The following is a 17,373-nucleotide window of genomic DNA, read 5'->3' as shown; positions in this document are numbered from 1 at the left end:
GAATGCTGAATGACGCGCTAAAAAACGATATTCAGCAGGCTTACCGTAACGTGGTGGAGAAGCTCGAGCTCACACCCCGTTACGGGCAGCGCTTGATGATCGCCGAAATCGCCCGAACGCTGGGGGACATCGAGTGCGACAGCGAAGGAAAGCGCGTTAGCGATAGTCATGTGTGCGTGCTGGAGGCCGGTACCGGCACGGGCAAAACACTGGCGTATCTCATTGCGGGGCTGCCCATCGCCAAGGCACAGGGCAAACGGCTCATCGTGTCGACGGCCACCGTGGCCCTTCAAGAGCAGGTGCTCAACCAAGATTTACCTTCACTGGCGAGCCATAGCGGCGTGGCCTTTCGCTACGCTCTAGCCAAAGGACGCGGACGTTACGTTTGCGTGGCTAGGCTGGATCAAGCTTTGGAGGGCAGTGAGCCCAACCCAACGCTGTCGCTGTTCGAGCAGTCGTTGCAAGCCGATAGCAGCGACTTCAACGTCCTGGCGACCGATATGGCCGACGCCTACGGGAAGGGCGATTGGGAAGGCGACCGCGATACCTGGCCGGTGTCGATCGAGGACGCGCACTGGCGACAGCTGACGGTCGACCACCGCCAGTGCACCGGTCGCCGCTGCGGCCACTTCGGTGCCTGCGCCTTTTTCCGCTCGCGTCGAGAGCTGGAGAATGCTGACGTTATCGTCGCCAATCACGATCTCGTGTTGGCGGACTTGGCGCTTGGTGGCGGTGCCATTTTGCCGGACCCCGCTGACTGCATCTTTATCTTCGACGAAGGCCACCACCTGCCGGACAAAGCGCTATCGCACTTTGCCCACCGCTTTGCCGTGCACGGCTGTCTGCGCTGGTTGAAAACTCTGAAAAGTAGTTTGACGGATTTGCACCAGGGGCTGGCGGTTCAACCCACCATTGCCCGACTGCTGGCCGGGTTGCCCGAACTGCTGCATGGATTGGAGCCCGCGCTGGGCGACGTGTTTAGCATGGGGCATCAGCTTGCTGGACGGGAAAACGGCCTTGCCGATGAAGAGGCTAGCCACCAGCAGCGTTTTGAGAAAGGCCAAGTGCCTGAGGCGTTGCGGGAACAGGCGCAACAGCTGCTTGTCATGTTTGCCACTCTCTCAAGAAGTTTGGAGAGTATCAGCGATATCTTGCGTGAAAGCCTCGACCCGGATAAGCAAACCGGTTTGGACCGTGATCAAGCCGAGGCCTGGCTGCCGCTGATGGCACTCCTTCACGGCCGCGCACTGGATGCCCACGCCTTATGGCAAGCGTTCAGCGAGCAGGATGCTCCCAATGCCCCACCGAGCGCGCGCTGGATAACCCTCAGCCGTGTGGCGGGGGAGCCAGAGATCGAGTTTTCGGCCAGCCCCGTGTCGGCCGCGCACACGCTTGCCAAGCATTTGTGGGGCCGCTGCCACGGGGCCGTGGTGACCTCCGCCACGTTAACGGCGCTGGGCCGCTTCGAGCGGTTGCAAGAGCGCGCCGGATTGGCAAACCGATACCGCTATCAGGCCCTGCCCAGCCCGTTTGACTATGCCAACGCCGTCTTACGAGTGCCCGCCGAGGCGACGGACCCTAGCGACCGGGAAGCGCATGAGCGTGCGATCGTGAGCTTTGTGTCACAGCTCGGCGAGGAGGAGGCGGCGCTGGTGCTGTTTTCCTCTCGTGCCCAGCTGCGCGCGGTCGAAAAAGCGCTGCCTGCCGCGGCAAAAGAGCGCATCTTGGCCCAAGACGCACTGCCCAAACGAGAGCTCATCGAGCGACACAGAGCAGCGGTGGATGGTGGCAAGGGGAGCGTGATTTTTGGCTTGGCAAGTTTCGCCGAGGGGATCGATTTGCCGGGGGATTACCTCACCCATGTCGTGATTACCCGGCTACCGTTTGCCGTGCCCGATGATCCCGTGGGGGCGACGCTGGCAGAATGGATCGAGAGTCAGGGCGGCAATCCCTTTATGCGTATCAGCGTGCCGGATGCGTCGATCAAGCTCGTGCAAGCATGTGGTCGTTTGATCCGAAAAGAGAGTGATCGCGGGGTAATTACCTTGCTGGATCGCCGTGTGATCACGCGGCGCTATGGTCAGGCATTGTTGGATGCGCTGCCGCCTTTCAAGCGGGATATACAGGCGTAGTCGATAGGTCGCGTTAGGGGATGGGAAACGAACACGTCCCGGCGAGCGGCAGCCCGGCGGGACGTTTCGATGGCAGGTGCGCGTTATTGAGCGGCGCGCTTGGCCAAAACGGACGCGAGCTTTTCGTTCATGCGAGTGAACGTCTCGACGGTAGTATCCCAATCGATGCAGGCGTCGGTGATCGATACGCCGTACTGCAGCTGGCTCAAATCGGCCGGTACTTTTTGATTGCCCCAACCAATGTTGGATTCCACCATCAAGCCGATGATGGAGGTATTGCCTTCCAAAATCTGGTTGGTGACGTTTTCCAGTACCAGCGGCTGCAGGGCGGCGTCTTTATTCGAGTTGGCGTGTGAGCAGTCGATCATGATGTTGGCCGAGAGGTTGGCTTTTTTCAGCTCTTTCTCTGCCAGTGCGACACTCACGCTGTCGTAGTTAGGCTTGCCGTTACCGCCGCGTAGTACCACATGACCGTAGGCATTGCCTCGGGTGCGGATGATGGCGACCTGACCGGCCTGGTTGATGCCCAAGAAGTTATGCGGGTTCGCCACGGACTGCAGCGCGTTGATCGCTACGTCCAGGCTACCGTCGGTGCCGTTTTTGAAACCAACGGGGCAGGAGAGGCCGGAGGCCATTTCGCGGTGCGTTTGGGACTCGGTAGTGCGAGCGCCAATGGCCGACCAGCTAATGCAGTCTTGCAGGTACTGGGGCGAGATTGGGTCAAGCGCCTCGGTGGCCAGCGGTAGCCCCATTTCCGCCAAGTCGACCAGCAGTTTACGGGCAATGTGCAGCCCTTCGTCAATTTCGAAAGAGTCGTTCAGGTGCGGGTCGTTGATCAACCCTTTCCAGCCCACGGTCGTCCGCGGCTTTTCGAAATAGACGCGCATCACGATATACAAACTGTCGCTGACCTGGTCCGCTAGCGTACGCAGGCGGCGCGCATAATCCAGCGCTGCTTCGACGTCGTGAATGGAGCAGGGGCCAACGACCACCAGCAAACGCGGATCTTTGCCATCCAGAATGTTTTGGATGGTTTGGCGACCCTCGATTACCGAGCGCTCGGCGCTTTCCGTTAGGGGGATAGCACTCTTCAGTGCGTCGGGCGTGGTAAGAACATCCTGGGCCAGGACGTTAAGGTTACTAACCTGTTGATCTGACATCTTGCTACCTGTGCGTGCGCGATGGGCGAAAAGTGGTCACTACTATGGCGCGTCACGGTGGTAAAAATCAATTGTTACGGAACTTTGCATTAAGGAAAAATGTCAGCCTCAGGGTTTTTAAGAAAGGGGGTAAGCGCTTGATGCGCTGCTAAGAACGCGTAACACTAGATGACATTGGCGCAAGCTCATTTGCGCACCACCACCGAGGGGTAGGCCAAGGTCGCCTGCCGATGTCCTCCATGAAAATTAACAGATGCCCAAGGGACGCTATGCTGCTCGCTGTGAAGGCCCGAACACCAGGGCGACAAAGAAACAATGCTCGGCGCGATGCGTACGAGCAGAAGGAGCGTGTGAATGGGCACTCGTGAAACGGACCAACAGCTGGTTGAGCGTGCTCAGAAAGGTGACACACGTGCTTTTGATCTGCTGGTGAAGAAGTACCAGCACAAAATCATCGGTTTGATTGGGCGTTACGTGCACGACCATGCGGAAGTGCAGGACGTTGCGCAGGAAGCCTTCATTAAAGCCTATCGGGCACTGGGTAAGTTTCGAGCGGAGAGCGCGTTCTATACCTGGATGTACCGCATCGCTATCAATACGGCCAAGAACCACTTGGTGTCTCGCGGTCGTCGGCCGCCCGGCAGTGACTTGGATATCGTTGATGCGGAAATCGTCGATCAAAGCGGTCGCTTGGCGGATGCCGAGTCACCCGAAGCGTCCATTGCCCGCGACCAGCTGGAAGCGGCTGTCTTCGAAGCGATCGAAAAGCTACCTGACGATTTGCGGACGGCCATTACGCTACGCGAGTTGGACGGGTTGGCCTACGAAGATATTGCGCAAGTCATGCAGTGCCCGGTAGGGACCGTTCGCTCGCGCATTTTTCGCGCGCGGGAGGCCGTCGATGAGCATATTCGCCCGCTGGTCACCACGGCTCGCAACAGTCGAGACGAATGAGCCGCGTCCAATGAATCGGGCGCAGGCGTCACAAATATTTACGTTTTTGCGTTTTTAGTGAACTGTCTGGCAAGTGAAGCGTCATAGAGGCTGTCTAGCATGATCGCGTTAAACCATCGCATTGCCATGCGCTGGCGATGGTTGAGTAACAGGGTCTTGGCCTGCGAGGTTTTGCGGCTGAAACACGCATGAGCCGTGTGGTCGCTGAGCTTCTTCTAACACAGTGTGAGGGTGTGAAGTATGAGTCAAAACACACGGGAATCACTTTCAGCATTGATGGACAACGAAAGTGATGAGCTTGAATTGCGCCGAGTGTTGAAATCACTACCTGACGATGCCGATGCGGCAGAGACATGGCGTCGCTACCATTTGGCACGCAGCATGATGCAGCGCGAGCGCAGCGTCGATGTCAGTGTCGATCTATCGGCAGGCATCCTGGCGCGCCTCAACGAAGAGCCTGCCCCGGTGATGGAGAGTGAAACGGTCGCTGCCCCTGCCCGCGCCGGTGGCATCTCCTTTGCCCGTGGTGCTGGTGTCGCGGCTGCCGTTTCGCTGATGGTCATTACCGGCGTTCAGTTCTTTAGCGGTAACGGCTCGACCGGCACTGCTCAGCCAGGTAGTAACACGGTCGCCTCGCAGTCCAGCGTGGGGGCTCAAGTGCAGCCGGTCAATTTGGGCGCCTCGCAGCCTGCATCAATGATGCCGTCTGAAATGCCCATGTTCGAGCCGACGCCTTTTCGTATCAACGGCCAGTCGGGCAATGGCGGCTTGATGAATATCAGTGAATCGGGCTTCTCAACGCCGGTGGCACCGCAAGGCACGATGGCCCAGCAAGCCACAGCGATCGATGTGGATCAACTGCGCATGTTGCAATCGTACCTAGAGCAGCATGCTCAGGGAGCAGCCAACGGCAGTGGCGACAGCTGGATGCCACTGATGCGTTCATCGGTGACCGAGCCATTGGGTCAGCGGTAGTTCGCTAACGCGTTTTGAACCTCATCGTGACGTAAGAGGCTGTTTGATCGGTATGGCGACTGCTAGAAAAAGCTTTTGGGGAGTCCCGCTGGCGTTGGCGTGGGGGCTGGTCGTTGTAAGCCTGGCTCCCTCCTCGGTCAACGCGGATGCGCAGCCCGCCATTGACTGTTCGGCCGTTGCCGACGATTCGGTGCCCGACTCTGCCCAGGCATGGTTAGCGCGTAGCATGGTGGCAGGGCACTGCTATGATTTTCAGGCACGTGCGGTCACCATCGATGCGCTGGGTGTCAGAACGCTGGCGCTATCCCATCGCATTCGAGAGGGTGTGCGTCAGCAGGTCGTACAGCATTTGGATGGGCCTTCCGTCAGTATCGAGCGCCGCTCCATTGCAGGCTATATGGCGAGTTTTACTCCCGAAGAGGGTGGCGAGCTCAGCGCCTCGCAAGCCTGGGCGGAACACGTCGCCTCTCATTATGATATTTCCCTCCAAGACGATGCGCGTGTCGCTGGACGTGACGCGGTGGAGCTGCGTTTTTCCCCTCGCGATCAGCAGCGTTATCTGCACGCATGGTGGGTCGATAAATCGACAGGGCTGCTGCTCAAGCATGTCATGAGCGACCACCAAGAGCGTGTACTAGAAACCTTTCAAATTACCCAGCTTCAGTCGCCTTCGCTTTATGAGGGCAATGTCGCTGGCGATGTGAGTACCGAGCGTCCGTCTCACTCATGGCAAGTCGATTGGCTGCCCGAGGGCTTCATTGCCCAATCACAGGAGCCAGGGCAAGCGGTCACGAATCAACGGGTCTATAGCGATGGTTTGGCAGCGGTGAGCCTCTTCGTCAGCCCTGTCGAGCAACCCATGCTCGAAGAGGGCGTGCACCGATTGGGCGTCTCCACGGCAGCGATTTCGTTGGTGTCCGAGGGTGAGCAGTGCTGGCAGCTGGTCGGCGTTGGTGAGCTGCCGCCAGATATGCTGCAGCGTATCGTGCAATCCGTCCGTATAGCGCCCTAGCCATGGCACACTCTGACACTGGAGGCGAGCCGCTATTCAGAACGGGCAGTGTAGTAGGGCATACCGAGACCGGGGTGATCGTCGATGTCTCCCTTGCTAACACTTGTCAGCAGTGCGCCGAGGGACGTGGTTGCGGTATGGGATTACTAGCCCGCCGCCAACAGCAGCGCATCACCGTACTTCCTTCCCCCTCGCCCCTTTCACACCACGCAGCGTATCCCTTAGGTAGCACCGTCACGATTGCGCTGCCCAAGCATCAAGTCAGCCACCTAACGCTGTTGATATATGCCGTGCCGCTGTTCCTGGCAATGCTGGCGGCAGGGTTGGCCTCGCTGCTTGGAGGGCGTGAATGGCTAGGTGTGATGCTGTTCTTTGGTACCTTGATGTGCAGCGTATTGACCCTTAAATACCTAATGCGCGGGCGGATGGAACGCTTCCGGCCGCGCTTGGTCAGTTAGTTGTTCCGTAGCTCGCTAAGAGTTGCACTCCCTTCGTTTCGTATCTGCTTGACTAGGAGCTGTTGCATGAAGCGCTTGGTTCTCCCCTCGACACTATGGATATGCTTGGTCGCGATGTTCTTGATCGGCCAACATGCCCATGCGCAAACGCTGCCCGATTTCACTGAGCTGGTAGAAGACGCCGCCCCGGGTGTCGTCAATATTTCCACGAGTCGAACGGTCCAGCGAAGCCCGGCCCTACAGGGGTTTGGCAATCAGGAAATCCCCGAAATATTCCGTCACTTCTTTGGCGATAGCTTTCCCACGCCTCCCGGCAGTGGCGGCGGCGGTGGTCGAAGTCAAGAGCGCCAATCGCTCGGCTCGGGGTTCATCATCAGTGCCGATGGCTATGTGATGACCAATGCGCACGTGGTGCAGGATGCCGATGAAATTCTAGTGCGCCTCAACGACCGTCGTGAATTGCCCGCCGAACTGATTGGTAGCGATGCGCAAACCGATGTGGCGCTGCTGAAAATCGACGCCAATAACTTGCCGGTGCTGAATTTGGGCGATTCCGACGAGTTGAAAGTGGGGGCGTGGGTCGCGGCCATTGGCTCTCCGTTTGGGTTCGATCACTCGGTGACGGCAGGGATCGTGAGCGCGATCAACCGCACCTTGCCGCGTGATGCTTACGTGCCGTTCATTCAAACCGATGTCGCCATTAACCCCGGCAACTCCGGTGGCCCGCTGTTTAATCTGGAAGGCGAAGTCATCGGTATCAATTCGCAAATCTTTACCCGTAGTGGCGGCTTCATGGGGCTCTCGTTCGCCATTCCCATCAACGTCGCCATGGATGTGGCTGACCAACTTCGTGAAGATGGTCGCGTGAATCGCGGTTGGTTGGGCGTGATGATCCAACCCGTCTCGCAGGACTTGGCCGAGTCGTTCGGTATGAGTGAAGCGATTGGAGCACTGATTGCCGATTTAGACCCAGAAGGACCGGCGGCTCAAGGTGGTTTGCAAGCAGGTGACGTGATCCTCGAAGTCAACGGCGAAGAAGTGGATCGCTCCAGCACGCTGCCCCGTCTGATTGGTCGCGTGGCACCGGGAGACGATGTCGAACTCACGCTGATGCGTGATGGCGAGCAGGTATCGGAAACCGTCGAGCTGGGTAGCTGGCCAGATATGCAAGCGTCCGCTTCGGCATCGGGCAGCGACAATCAAGTGCGCTTGGGCGTGGCCGTTGCAGAAATCGACCAAGCCACCCGTGAGCGTTTGGGGATCAATGGCGGCGTTGAGGTGCGTCAGGTCGAGCCGGACAGCGTTGCGGCGCAGGCAGGGCTTCGCGCTGGCGATATCCTGGTGAGTATCGACCATCGCAGTGTCGCATCGGCGGACGAGCTAATGCGTATCGTCGAAGCGCTGCCTAACGATCGGGCGATTCCAGTGCGTTTGTATCGCGATGGTCGCTCTCTATTCGTCGCGCTTCGCCTCGAATAATCTGTACGCCACTCCCTCCAGTCCGGCGGTTCTCGCCGGACTGCTGTTCCTATCCCGCGCATATCGCTACAATAGCGCTTATCTTTTGATGAACTTTGGCAATGCAGTGGTGCGGTTTCCGTTTTTCGCCCTTCGGCCCAGCGCCGCAACACCTACGCTTGCGTACCAATAAGGCAGAACACACTCGATGTCTCATGACGTTTCCAGCGGAAAGCTCAAGCATATTCGCAATTTCTCCATCATTGCCCACATCGACCACGGTAAATCGACGCTCTCTGACCGTTTGATTCAGACCTGTGGCGGTTTGACAGAACGTGAGCTGAAGGAGCAAGTGCTCGACTCCATGGATATCGAGCGTGAGCGGGGCATTACCATCAAAGCGCAGTCGGTGACGCTGGACTACACCGCTGCCGATGGCCAGGTCTACCAGCTCAACTTCATCGACACGCCAGGGCACGTCGACTTCTCCTACGAAGTGTCGCGCTCACTCTACGCCTGTGAAGGGGCGCTGCTTGTCGTCGATGCGGCACAAGGGGTGGAAGCGCAGTCGGTGGCCAACTGTTACACCGCCATCGAACAGGGCCTAGAAGTGCTGCCCGTTCTGAACAAGATCGACCTGCCCCAGGCCGACCCGGACCGGGTTGCTCAGGAGGTAGAGGAGATCATCGGCCTGGATGCCACGGATGCCTGCCAAGTGTCGGCAAAAAGCGGTATCGGCATCAACGAGCTGCTCGAACGGCTGGTGCGTGACATTCCGCCGCCCAAGGGGGACCCCGAAGCACCGCTGCAAGCGCTGATCATCGACTCCTGGTTCGATAACTACCTGGGCGTCGTGTCGCTGGTGCGCCTGTTCGACGGCACGCTGCGCAAAGGCGACAAGATCCGTATCAAGTCGACGGGTCGCGACTGGAACGCCACCGAAGTCGGTATCTTCACACCGCTGCGCAAAGAGACCAATATTCTTCGCGCCGGTGAGGTTGGCTTTATCGTCGCCGGTATCAAAGAGATTCACGGCGCGCCGGTGGGGGATACCATTACCCATACCAAGACGCCAGACGTACCGCGTCTCCCCGGTTTCCAGAAAGTGAAGCCTCAGGTTTATGCCGGTATGTTCCCGGTCAGCGCAGACGATTACGAAGACTTCCGCGATGCCCTGGAAAAACTGGCTCTCAACGACGCGTCGCTGGAGTATGAGCCGGAAAACTCCGATGCGCTGGGCTTCGGCTTCCGCGTGGGTTTCCTCGGTACGCTGCACATGGAGATCATCCAGGAGCGTCTGGAGCGTGAGTACGATCTGGACCTGCTCACCACGGCGCCGACGGTTGTGTACGAGCTGGCCATGAAGAATGGCGACATTCAGTATGTCTCCAACCCCTCCAAACTGCCCGACATGGCCGATGTGGAGCAGATGCGTGAGCCCATCGTGCGGGCCAGCATTCTGGTGCCGCAGGAATTCGTCGGCAACGTCATCGCCGAGTGCGAGCAGCGCCGCGGTACCCAGCTCGACATGCAGTTCCTGGGCAATCAGATCCAGCTTACTTACGAGCTGCCCATGTCCGAAGTGGTCATGGACTTCTTTGACCGTTTAAAATCCATCTCTCGTGGCTACGCCTCGCTGGAGTACAACTTCGAACGTTTCGAAGCCGCGAAGCTGGTACGTCTGGATGTCTTGATCAACGGCGACAAAGTCGATGCGTTGGCGGTCATCATTCACCGTGACCATGCCCACTCGCGCGGTCGCTTGCTGGTGGAAAAGATGAAAGAGCTGATCCCACGGCAAATGTTCGACGTCGCGATCCAGGCGGCGATTGGTGGCCAAGTCGTGGCCCGCTCCACGGTGAAGGCGCTGCGTAAAAACGTCACGGCGAAGTGTTACGGCGGCGACGTTAGCCGTAAGAAAAAGCTGCTAGAGAAACAGAAGGCCGGTAAGAAACGGATGAAACAGGTGGGGCGTGTCGAAATTCCCCAGGATGCCTTCCTTGCTGTGCTCAAGGTTAACGACTAGGGATACGAACCCCACATGGATTTTTCACTACTACTGGTACTCGCCGTTGCGCTCTCCGGGGCCATTTACCTGTTGGATGTGCTGGTGCTTCGGCCAAAGCGCCGTGAGCGTGTGGCCAAGGCGGAAAAAGCCACCATGGAAGGCTTGGATGCGCCGACGCGGGAGAAGCTCTTAAAAGAGCCGTGGCCCGTTGACTACTCCCGTTCGTTCTTTCCTGTCTTGCTGGTCGTGCTGGTGGTACGCAGCTTCATCATCGAGCCGTTTCAGATTCCTTCCGGCTCCATGAAGCCCACGTTAGAAGTGGGCGATTTTATTCTCGTGAATAAATTCGCTTACGGACTGCGTCTGCCGGTCGTTCATCATCGCTTCTTGGAAGTGGACGATCCAGAGCGAGGCGATGTCATGGTGTTCCGCTTTCCCGAAGAGCCATCGGTGAATTTCATCAAACGCGTCGTGGGTCTGCCCGGCGACCGCATTCGCTACGAGGGCAAGCAGCTTTACGTCAATGGTGAGCCCATTGCCAAAGCGCTGATCGAAGAAGGGCCCGCGCTGTCGCCTCAGCAGCTGCTGCTTGAGGAGCAGTTGGGGGAAGTCAGCCATTTCATCTACAACAATCCCCGTGACCCAGGCCCGCAAATGCGCGAGGTGGTCGTGCCCGAAGGCCATTACTTCATGATGGGGGATAACCGCGACCACTCCAACGACAGTCGCTACTGGGGCTTCGTGCCCGAAGAGAACATCGTAGGGCGCGCCTTTGCGGTCTGGATGCACTGGGACGGTGGTCTTCCCAGTTTCACCAGCGTACGGCGTATCGAATGAACCAGCATAATGTACAAACCGTTAGTGTGGTTATCTTAGTTAACGTCAATGACGTAGGAGCACTGTGAGTAATTCCTTAACCGCTTTTTGCCGACGAATCGGCCATACCTTTGGCGACCCAACGCTTTTGGAACTGGCCATGACCCATCGCAGCTACGGTGGTCGCAACAATGAGCGCCTGGAATTTCTAGGTGACTCCATCGTCAATTTCGTCATCGCCGAAGCGCTGTTTCAGCGGTTTCCCCAGGCGCGGGAAGGGCAGCTGTCTCGCCTGCGCGCCCGGTTGGTCAAAGGCCAGACCCTGGCCGAACTGGCCCGCGAAATGGCCTTTGGCGAGTGCCTACGGCTTGGGTCCGGGGAAATGAAAAGCGGCGGACACCGCCGGGAGTCGATTCTGGCGGACGCCGTAGAAGCCGTGATCGGCGCGATTTATCTGGATGCCGGTATGGATGCCGTCCGCGAGCGTGTGCTGGCGTGGTACGCCGAGCGTCTGGAAAACATCTCGCTACAAGATACCCAGAAAGATCCCAAAACCCGCTTACAAGAATTTTTGCAGTCGCGCCAAGCGGCGCTTCCGCGCTATGAAGTGGTCTCTGTGAAGGGAGAGGCGCATGCCCAGACCTTTACCGTGGAGTGCTACATCGAGCTGCTAAGCGAGCATACCACTGGTAAAGGCCCCAGCCGCCGCCACGCTGAACAGCAGGCCGCGGAAGAAGCATTGTCCTACCTCGAACAACCCCCTGGAGACAAATCATGAGCCAAACCTGCGGATTCGTGGCCATCGTTGGCCGACCCAACGTAGGCAAATCAACCCTCATGAACCGGATTCTGGGGCAGAAAATCTCGATCACGTCACGGCGGCCGCAAACCACGCGCCACCAGGTGATGGGGATCAAAACCGTCGATGAAACGCAGTTCATCTACGTCGATACGCCGGGCATGCACATCATGTCCAAGGATCGCAACAAAGCCATCAACCGCTTCATGAACCAAGCGGCGACGCAAGCGCTTCGCGATGTCGACTGCGTCGTGTTCATCATCGACCGCACCCGCTGGACGGACGAAGATCAAGCCGTCCTGAAACGCTTGGAGCATGTGAAGGCGCCGGTCATCTTGGCCGTTAACAAGGTCGACCGCCTTCAGGATAAAGGCGACCTGCTGCCCTGGCTTGCAGATGTGGGGGCACGCCGCGAATTTGCCGCCGTGGTGCCCATCTCCGCCAAGCACGGTACCCAAGTCGAGACGCTGGAAGAAGAGGTCGCCAAGCACCTGCCGGAGAGCATTCACTTCTTCCCGGAAGACCAAATCACCGATAAGAGCCTGCGCTTCATGGCGGCTGAGCTGGTACGTGAAAAAGTCATGCGCCAGTTAGGCGACGAGCTGCCTTATCAGATGACGGTAGAGATCGAAGAGTTTCGCGAAACCGAGCGCGTCACCCATATCAGCGCGCTGATTTTGGTGGAGCGCCAGGGGCAGAAGGTGATCCTGATCGGTGAGAACGGCGATCGGATCAAGAGCATTGGCCGTGAAGCGCGTCTAGATATGGAACGTGCGCTGGGCACCAAAGTCATGCTCAACCTGTGGGTGAAGGTGAAGCGTGGCTGGTCGGATGACGAGCGAGCGCTGAAGAGCCTGGGTTACGATCTCGATTGAGTGCGACCATGACCGCCGAGCCTGCGTTTCTGCTGCACCGTCGGGCATACCGTGAAACCAGCGCGCTGGTCGATTTATTGACGCTCAATCATGGCCGCATCCGGGCGGTGGCCCACGGTGGCCAGCGCCCCGGCTCTAAATCTCGCCAGCGGCTGCAGCCGTTTACTCCGCTGTTCGTGTCCTGGCGGGGAGATCGAGAACTGAAGCGCCTCACGTTGATGGAGTCCCGTGGGCACACCGCGCTGCTGGCGGGCGAAGGTCTTCTGTGCGGCCTATATGCCAACGAAATTGCTACCCGTTTACTGCCCCTCGAACTGAACGCCACCGATGTCTTCGCCTTCTATAGCGCGCTGCTCGACGCACTACCGGTGCCTGCTGAGCGGGGGCTGGCGCTGAGGCGCTACGAATGGGCGCTTTTGGACGTGCTCGACGCTACGCCTCGGTTTTGCACCCCCGACGGCGGGGCGCTGGACCCACATCAGCGCTACCGTTTTGATGCGAATAGCCGCGCGTTCATGGCCGCAGAGCAAGGTATCGAAGGGCGCACCTTACGCTACATCGAGCAGGGTGATTGGCAGCCGACAGGCTTGGCGAGTGCGCTCAAGGCGGTCATGCGGGCCGCATTGGCCCCTCATTTGGGGCCTACCGCGCTACGTTCTCGTGAACTGATGCTGGATTTGGCCCGCCGTCGCCAGCGCCCGTAAGCTACCGTTACCACTGATCGCAATCGTCATCTACTGCCATTCACAGATTGGAGTTCTTCATGCACCCCCCACGGATTTTACTCGGCGTTAACATCGACCATATTGCCACGCTGCGCCAAGCCCGCGGCACGCGCTACCCCGACCCGGTCCAGGCAGCCCTGCTGGCTGAAGAGGCGGGCGCTGATGGCATTACCGTCCATCTGCGCGAAGACCGTCGCCATATTCAGCCCCGCGACGTTCGACTGCTGGCGGAAGTGCTCAACACGCGCATGAACCTGGAAATGGCCGTTACCGAGGAGATGCTGGCGCTGGCGGAAGAGGTGCGCCCAGCGCACGTGTGTTTAGTGCCCGAAAAGCGCGAAGAGTTGACCACCGAAGGCGGGTTGGATGTGGTCGGGGGCTTCGAACAGATCGCCAGTGCCTGCCAGCGTCTTACGGCTGCGGGCTGCGATGTGTCGCTGTTCATCGACCCGGACGAGGCGCAAATCGACGCCGCCAAACGTACCGGAGCACCCACCATTGAGTTGCATACCGGGGCTTATGCCGAAGCAAAACCTGGGAGCGCCGAGGCCAACGCTGAGTATGACCGCCTGAGTGCGGCGGCGGTGCATGCTGTGTCGTTAGGCCTGGTGGTCAATGCCGGACACGGTCTGCATTATCACAACGTGGAAGCCATTGCCGCGCTACCCGGCGTCAACGAGCTCAACATTGGCCACGCCATCATCGCTCGCGCGCTATTCGTCGGATTGAAGGACGCCGTTCAGGAGATGAAGCGTTTGATCATTGCGGGGCAGGAAGCGGGTTTGATGGCCGCCCTGGATGCTCACGAACACGACCATGACCACGGTCACGGTGACGGTCACTCTTGCTGCGGTCACTAACATGATCGTCGGGATTGGCTCGGACATCGCCCGGGTCGAGCGTTTTCGTCAGGCCGTGACCCGTCACGGCCCCCGCTTTGCACAGCGTATCTTAGGGCCAGACGAGCAGCGTGCTTGGCAGTCGAAAGGACAGGCGACGGCTTATCTGGCGAAACGCTTTGCGGCCAAAGAGGCTTTCGTGAAAGCGTTAGGTTTGGGGCTTCGTCAGGGCATGCAGTGGGGCGAGATACAGGTACTCAACGATGCGCTGGGTAAGCCTAGTCTCAAGCTCAGTGGCGAAGCTCAGCGTCTATTTGACGCCAGCGGTGCCACGGCGGCTCATATTACCCTCAGCGACGAAGCCGATTACGCCGTCGCCTTCGTAGTGCTGGAGCGCTAGCGTCGCATCACTCTGCCACCAACGTGGCGCGCTCCTCGCTGAGCCGCGCGATGGCGGTATATAACTCGTCTAGCAGTGTCTCCACATGACGCAGTCCACTGGTGCGCAGACGTGTTTCCAAAGTTTCCACCAGCAGCGCAAGCTCGGGGGCGCCACAGTAGCGGCTGGCACCGTTCAAGCCGTGCACCCAATCCAGTAACGTCGTCAAGTCGCCTTCTGCGAAAGCGCTGCGAATGTGCTGTTCGCTTTCGGGTAGGCTGTCGATAAGCCGCACCAGTTGCTGTTTGGCCAGCGATTCTTTGCCACCCGCCAGGCGAGCCCCCAACGTCAAATCGACGGCAGGTAGCGAGCTGGGAGGCTCGCTAGGGGCGTGCATGGGGCGAGCGGAGGCCGTTTCCTCTTTGGAAGAGGATGGAGGCACCACCCCTAAAAAGCGGTGGAGTAACTGCTGAAGCTGGACATCGTCGATGGGTTTGACCATGACGTCGTCCAGTCCCTCGGACAACCACTGCTGGCGTTCGTTGCTCAAGACGTGAGCCGTGACGGCAATGATGGGACAGCGTGCCCAGCTATTGTCGATACGCCGCAGTGCCTGAGTCGTTTGAATGCCATCCATACCGGGCATACGAATATCCATGAGCACCATGTCAGCGGTGGCGCGCTTGGCGAACTCCAGCGCTTCATGGCCGCTATCGGCCAGCACGATACGTATCGTTTCGCTCTCTAACATGGCTTTGAGCAGTTCGCGGTTGGGCGCGTTGTCGTCGACGATCAGAATCGTCAAGCGCGGCGCAGGCAACGCTTTCGCCACGGAGCTATGGGTAGGAGCGCTGAGCGTCTGGGGCTGCAGCAGGTGTCGCAGGGTCGTGGCAAGCTGTGCTCGGGTAAACGGCTTGCACAGCATTTCGCCGCCGTGAGGCAGTGGCCAGCTGGGCAGATCGAAACTGGTGGTATTGGCCAGAACCAGCACCGGGCAGGGCGTCTGTTCGATGACCGACTGCCAATATCCTCGTCGCTCTTCGCTAAAGTCCTCTGTTGCCAGGCATAAAATCAGCAGTGATTCATTGCCCGCGTCGATGAACGAGACCGGCCGCGCCCCCCAGCGCTCCAGCAGGTGTTCGAGCACGTTGCGGGTAGGCAGGTGCGGTTCGTGAAGACGGATGATCGGACCGTCGAGCGTCAGCTCGGGGGGGCGTTCATCGGCAAGGTGAGCTAACAGCGGCAGAGTGAAGGAGAACGTCGAGCCTTTGCCGAGTTCGCTGTCGACGGTGATCTCGCCACCCATACGTTGAATGAGCTGACGACAAATGGTGAGTCCCAGGCCACTGCCACCAAACTGCCGCGAATGGCTGGGCTCTGCCTGGGAAAAAGCGCTAAAGAGCTGTTGCTGATGCTCTTCGCTTAGCCCGATGCCCGTATCGCTGACGCTGATGTGCAGGACGACGTGCTGCCCCTCCTGGTTTTCCAGCATAACACGCACGATCACGTCACCTTCGGTGGTGAACTTGATCGCATTGCCCAACAAATTGTTCAGCACCTGATGAATGCGCAGCGGATCGCCACATAACGGCGTGGGCACGTCGTCGTATACCATGGCCACCAAATGGAGCTGCTTGCGCTGCGCTTCGGGGGCATGTAAGCCAATGATCTCATCCACCAAGGCGACGATATCGACGTCCACTTCTTCCAGCGTAAGCCGGTCGGCTTCCAGCTTGGAGAAATCCAAGACATCGTTGACCAGCATCAGCAGGTTGTCGCAGGCGCGCCGCACGTGCTCTAACCACTCTTTTTGGCGGCTATCCAGCGAGGAGCGCCCTAACAGGCGGCAAAAGCCGACGATGCCATTGAGCGGCGTGCGTATTTCATGGCTCATGTTGGCCAAGAACTCGGATTTGACGGCGTTGGCGCGAAGCGCGCTGCGGTGGGCCAGATCCAGCTTGATGTTTTGCTCTTCGATGGTCTCCATCGACTCCTGCAGCTCGCTGGTGGCCTGCTCGATTTGGCTCTGCATATCCCGCTGGGCTTGCTGGAAATGCTCGGCCAGCCGGTTGATATGATTGGCTAACTGCTTGAACTCGGTAGGCTTGGCGTTGGACATGACCAAGCTGTAATCGCCCCGAGACAAGCGGTAGAGGGCCTGATTGGCCTCTTCGATAGGGCGGCTGGCGTAGCGGCTGATCGCAAAGGCCACCAGGAACAGCACCAACCCGAGAAGCATGCCACCGAGGCTCAAGCTGGCGATCAATCGGTAGCGCTCCAGGGTCAGCGCGCGGATGTCCATCTCTGCTTCCAGCCAGCCGTTGGTGACGCGGCTAGTGCCGCCCACTGTTTCACTGGTGAGCGGCACCTGAAGACGCCAGACATCCTCCTCTTTGGCGAGAGTGGTCGCCTCGGGGGCGTGCAGGCGCGGCGGAGGCGGCATCGAACGGCCCAGTACCAGCAGCCGGTTGCCCTGTTCGTCGAACAGCGTCACCGCCCGCAGGCCACGATGTTCCAAAAGCTGGCGGGCCAGTGTCTCCAAACGCGGCAAGTCGCCATCGGTCATGGCGCTCCCCAGACTGGGGGCCAGCAGTTCGCCAGCGCTGGTCAGTCGGTCTTCGAGCACGTTGCGGCCAGTGTGCTCACTCTGAAGCACCAACAGCACCGCCATGACGGCATACACGAGTAAGGGAAAACCAAGCAGAGCGAACAGCAGGCGCGTGTTTAATGACATGAAAGAAGCTCGTCGAATCTGGAAGGTTGCCTGTCCACTCACAGGCAGC

At 59.0% G+C, this 17,373-nt stretch carries 15 protein-coding genes; 13 read left to right on the top strand and 2 right to left on the bottom strand.

All coding sequences use genetic code 11. The features are described from left to right. Positions 1-2 precede the first annotated feature (2 nt). Positions 3-2,132, top strand: a complete 2,130-nt coding sequence (gene dinG, locus CTT34_RS11060) for an ATP-dependent DNA helicase DinG (protein WP_159342489.1) — start codon at positions 3-5, stop codon at positions 2,130-2,132. An 83-nt stretch (positions 2,133-2,215) separates the two neighbouring features. Here the strand turns inward: dinG and CTT34_RS11055 are convergent, their stop codons facing one another. Then, positions 2,216-3,292 carry a 3-deoxy-7-phosphoheptulonate synthase gene (locus tag CTT34_RS11055; protein WP_159342488.1) on the bottom strand — a complete coding sequence of 359 codons (1,077 nt, stop codon included), beginning with the start codon at positions 3,290-3,292 and terminating at the stop codon, positions 2,216-2,218. Positions 3,293-3,646: 354 nt separating this feature from the next. Here CTT34_RS11055 and rpoE point away from each other — a divergent pair, with 354 nt between their 5' ends. From rpoE to acpS, 12 genes are all read left to right on the top strand, one after another. Beyond that, the gene (gene rpoE / locus CTT34_RS11050) at positions 3,647-4,246 is read left to right on the top strand and encodes an RNA polymerase sigma factor RpoE (protein WP_159342487.1); all 600 of its coding nucleotides are present in this window, start codon (positions 3,647-3,649) and stop codon (positions 4,244-4,246) included. Between the two features lie 240 nt (positions 4,247-4,486). Beyond that, positions 4,487-5,221 (top strand): sigma-E factor negative regulatory protein, encoded by a 735-nt coding sequence (locus tag CTT34_RS11045; RefSeq protein WP_159342486.1) that lies wholly within the window; start codon positions 4,487-4,489, stop codon positions 5,219-5,221. A gap of 52 nt (positions 5,222-5,273) precedes the next feature. Beyond that, positions 5,274-6,233 (top strand): MucB/RseB C-terminal domain-containing protein, encoded by a 960-nt coding sequence (locus CTT34_RS11040; protein ID WP_159342485.1) that lies wholly within the window; start codon positions 5,274-5,276, stop codon positions 6,231-6,233. Positions 6,234-6,235: 2 nt separating this feature from the next. After that, positions 6,236-6,691, top strand: a complete 456-nt coding sequence (locus CTT34_RS11035) for a SoxR reducing system RseC family protein (RefSeq protein WP_159342484.1) — start codon at positions 6,236-6,238, stop codon at positions 6,689-6,691. 66 nt (positions 6,692-6,757) lie between these two features. Next, positions 6,758-8,170: a DegQ family serine endoprotease gene (locus tag CTT34_RS11030; protein WP_159342483.1), complete on the top strand. Its 1,413-nt coding sequence runs from the start codon at positions 6,758-6,760 to the stop codon at positions 8,168-8,170. A 187-nt stretch (positions 8,171-8,357) separates the two neighbouring features. Then, positions 8,358-10,175 carry a translation elongation factor 4 gene (lepA, locus tag CTT34_RS11025; RefSeq protein WP_153843674.1) on the top strand — a complete coding sequence of 606 codons (1,818 nt, stop codon included), beginning with the start codon at positions 8,358-8,360 and terminating at the stop codon, positions 10,173-10,175. A 15-nt stretch (positions 10,176-10,190) separates the two neighbouring features. Then, positions 10,191-10,994 carry a signal peptidase I gene (gene lepB, locus CTT34_RS11020; RefSeq protein ID WP_159342482.1) on the top strand — a complete coding sequence of 268 codons (804 nt, stop codon included), beginning with the start codon at positions 10,191-10,193 and terminating at the stop codon, positions 10,992-10,994. A gap of 64 nt (positions 10,995-11,058) precedes the next feature. Then, a complete protein-coding gene (gene rnc / locus CTT34_RS11015; RefSeq protein ID WP_044628375.1) occupies positions 11,059-11,751 on the top strand; it encodes a ribonuclease III in 693 nt (230 codons plus the stop codon). After that, positions 11,748-12,647: a GTPase Era gene (gene era / locus CTT34_RS11010; RefSeq protein WP_159342481.1), complete on the top strand. Its 900-nt coding sequence runs from the start codon at positions 11,748-11,750 to the stop codon at positions 12,645-12,647. The genes rnc and era overlap by 4 nt, the downstream gene beginning before the upstream one ends. Before the next feature lie 8 nt (positions 12,648-12,655). Next, on the top strand, positions 12,656-13,351 hold the full coding sequence (recO, locus tag CTT34_RS11005; RefSeq protein ID WP_159342480.1) for a DNA repair protein RecO: 696 nt from the start codon (positions 12,656-12,658) through the stop codon (positions 13,349-13,351). A gap of 59 nt (positions 13,352-13,410) precedes the next feature. Further along, positions 13,411-14,232: a pyridoxine 5'-phosphate synthase gene (gene pdxJ, locus CTT34_RS11000; protein WP_159342479.1), complete on the top strand. Its 822-nt coding sequence runs from the start codon at positions 13,411-13,413 to the stop codon at positions 14,230-14,232. Between the two features lies 1 nt (position 14,233). Next, a complete protein-coding gene (gene acpS, locus CTT34_RS10995; RefSeq protein ID WP_159343764.1) occupies positions 14,234-14,611 on the top strand; it encodes a holo-ACP synthase in 378 nt (125 codons plus the stop codon). A gap of 7 nt (positions 14,612-14,618) precedes the next feature. On the opposite strand, the gene CTT34_RS10990 is transcribed toward acpS, so the two are convergent. Beyond that, positions 14,619-17,324, bottom strand: coding sequence for an ATP-binding protein (locus tag CTT34_RS10990; RefSeq protein ID WP_159342478.1), 2,706 nt, complete (start codon positions 17,322-17,324; stop codon positions 14,619-14,621). Positions 17,325-17,373: the final 49 nt, after the last annotated feature.

Source organism: Halomonas meridiana (genome assembly GCF_009846525.1).
Lineage (GTDB): Bacteria > Pseudomonadota > Gammaproteobacteria > Pseudomonadales > Halomonadaceae > Vreelandella.
This window is presented reverse-complemented; position numbering and strand designations above follow the sequence as displayed.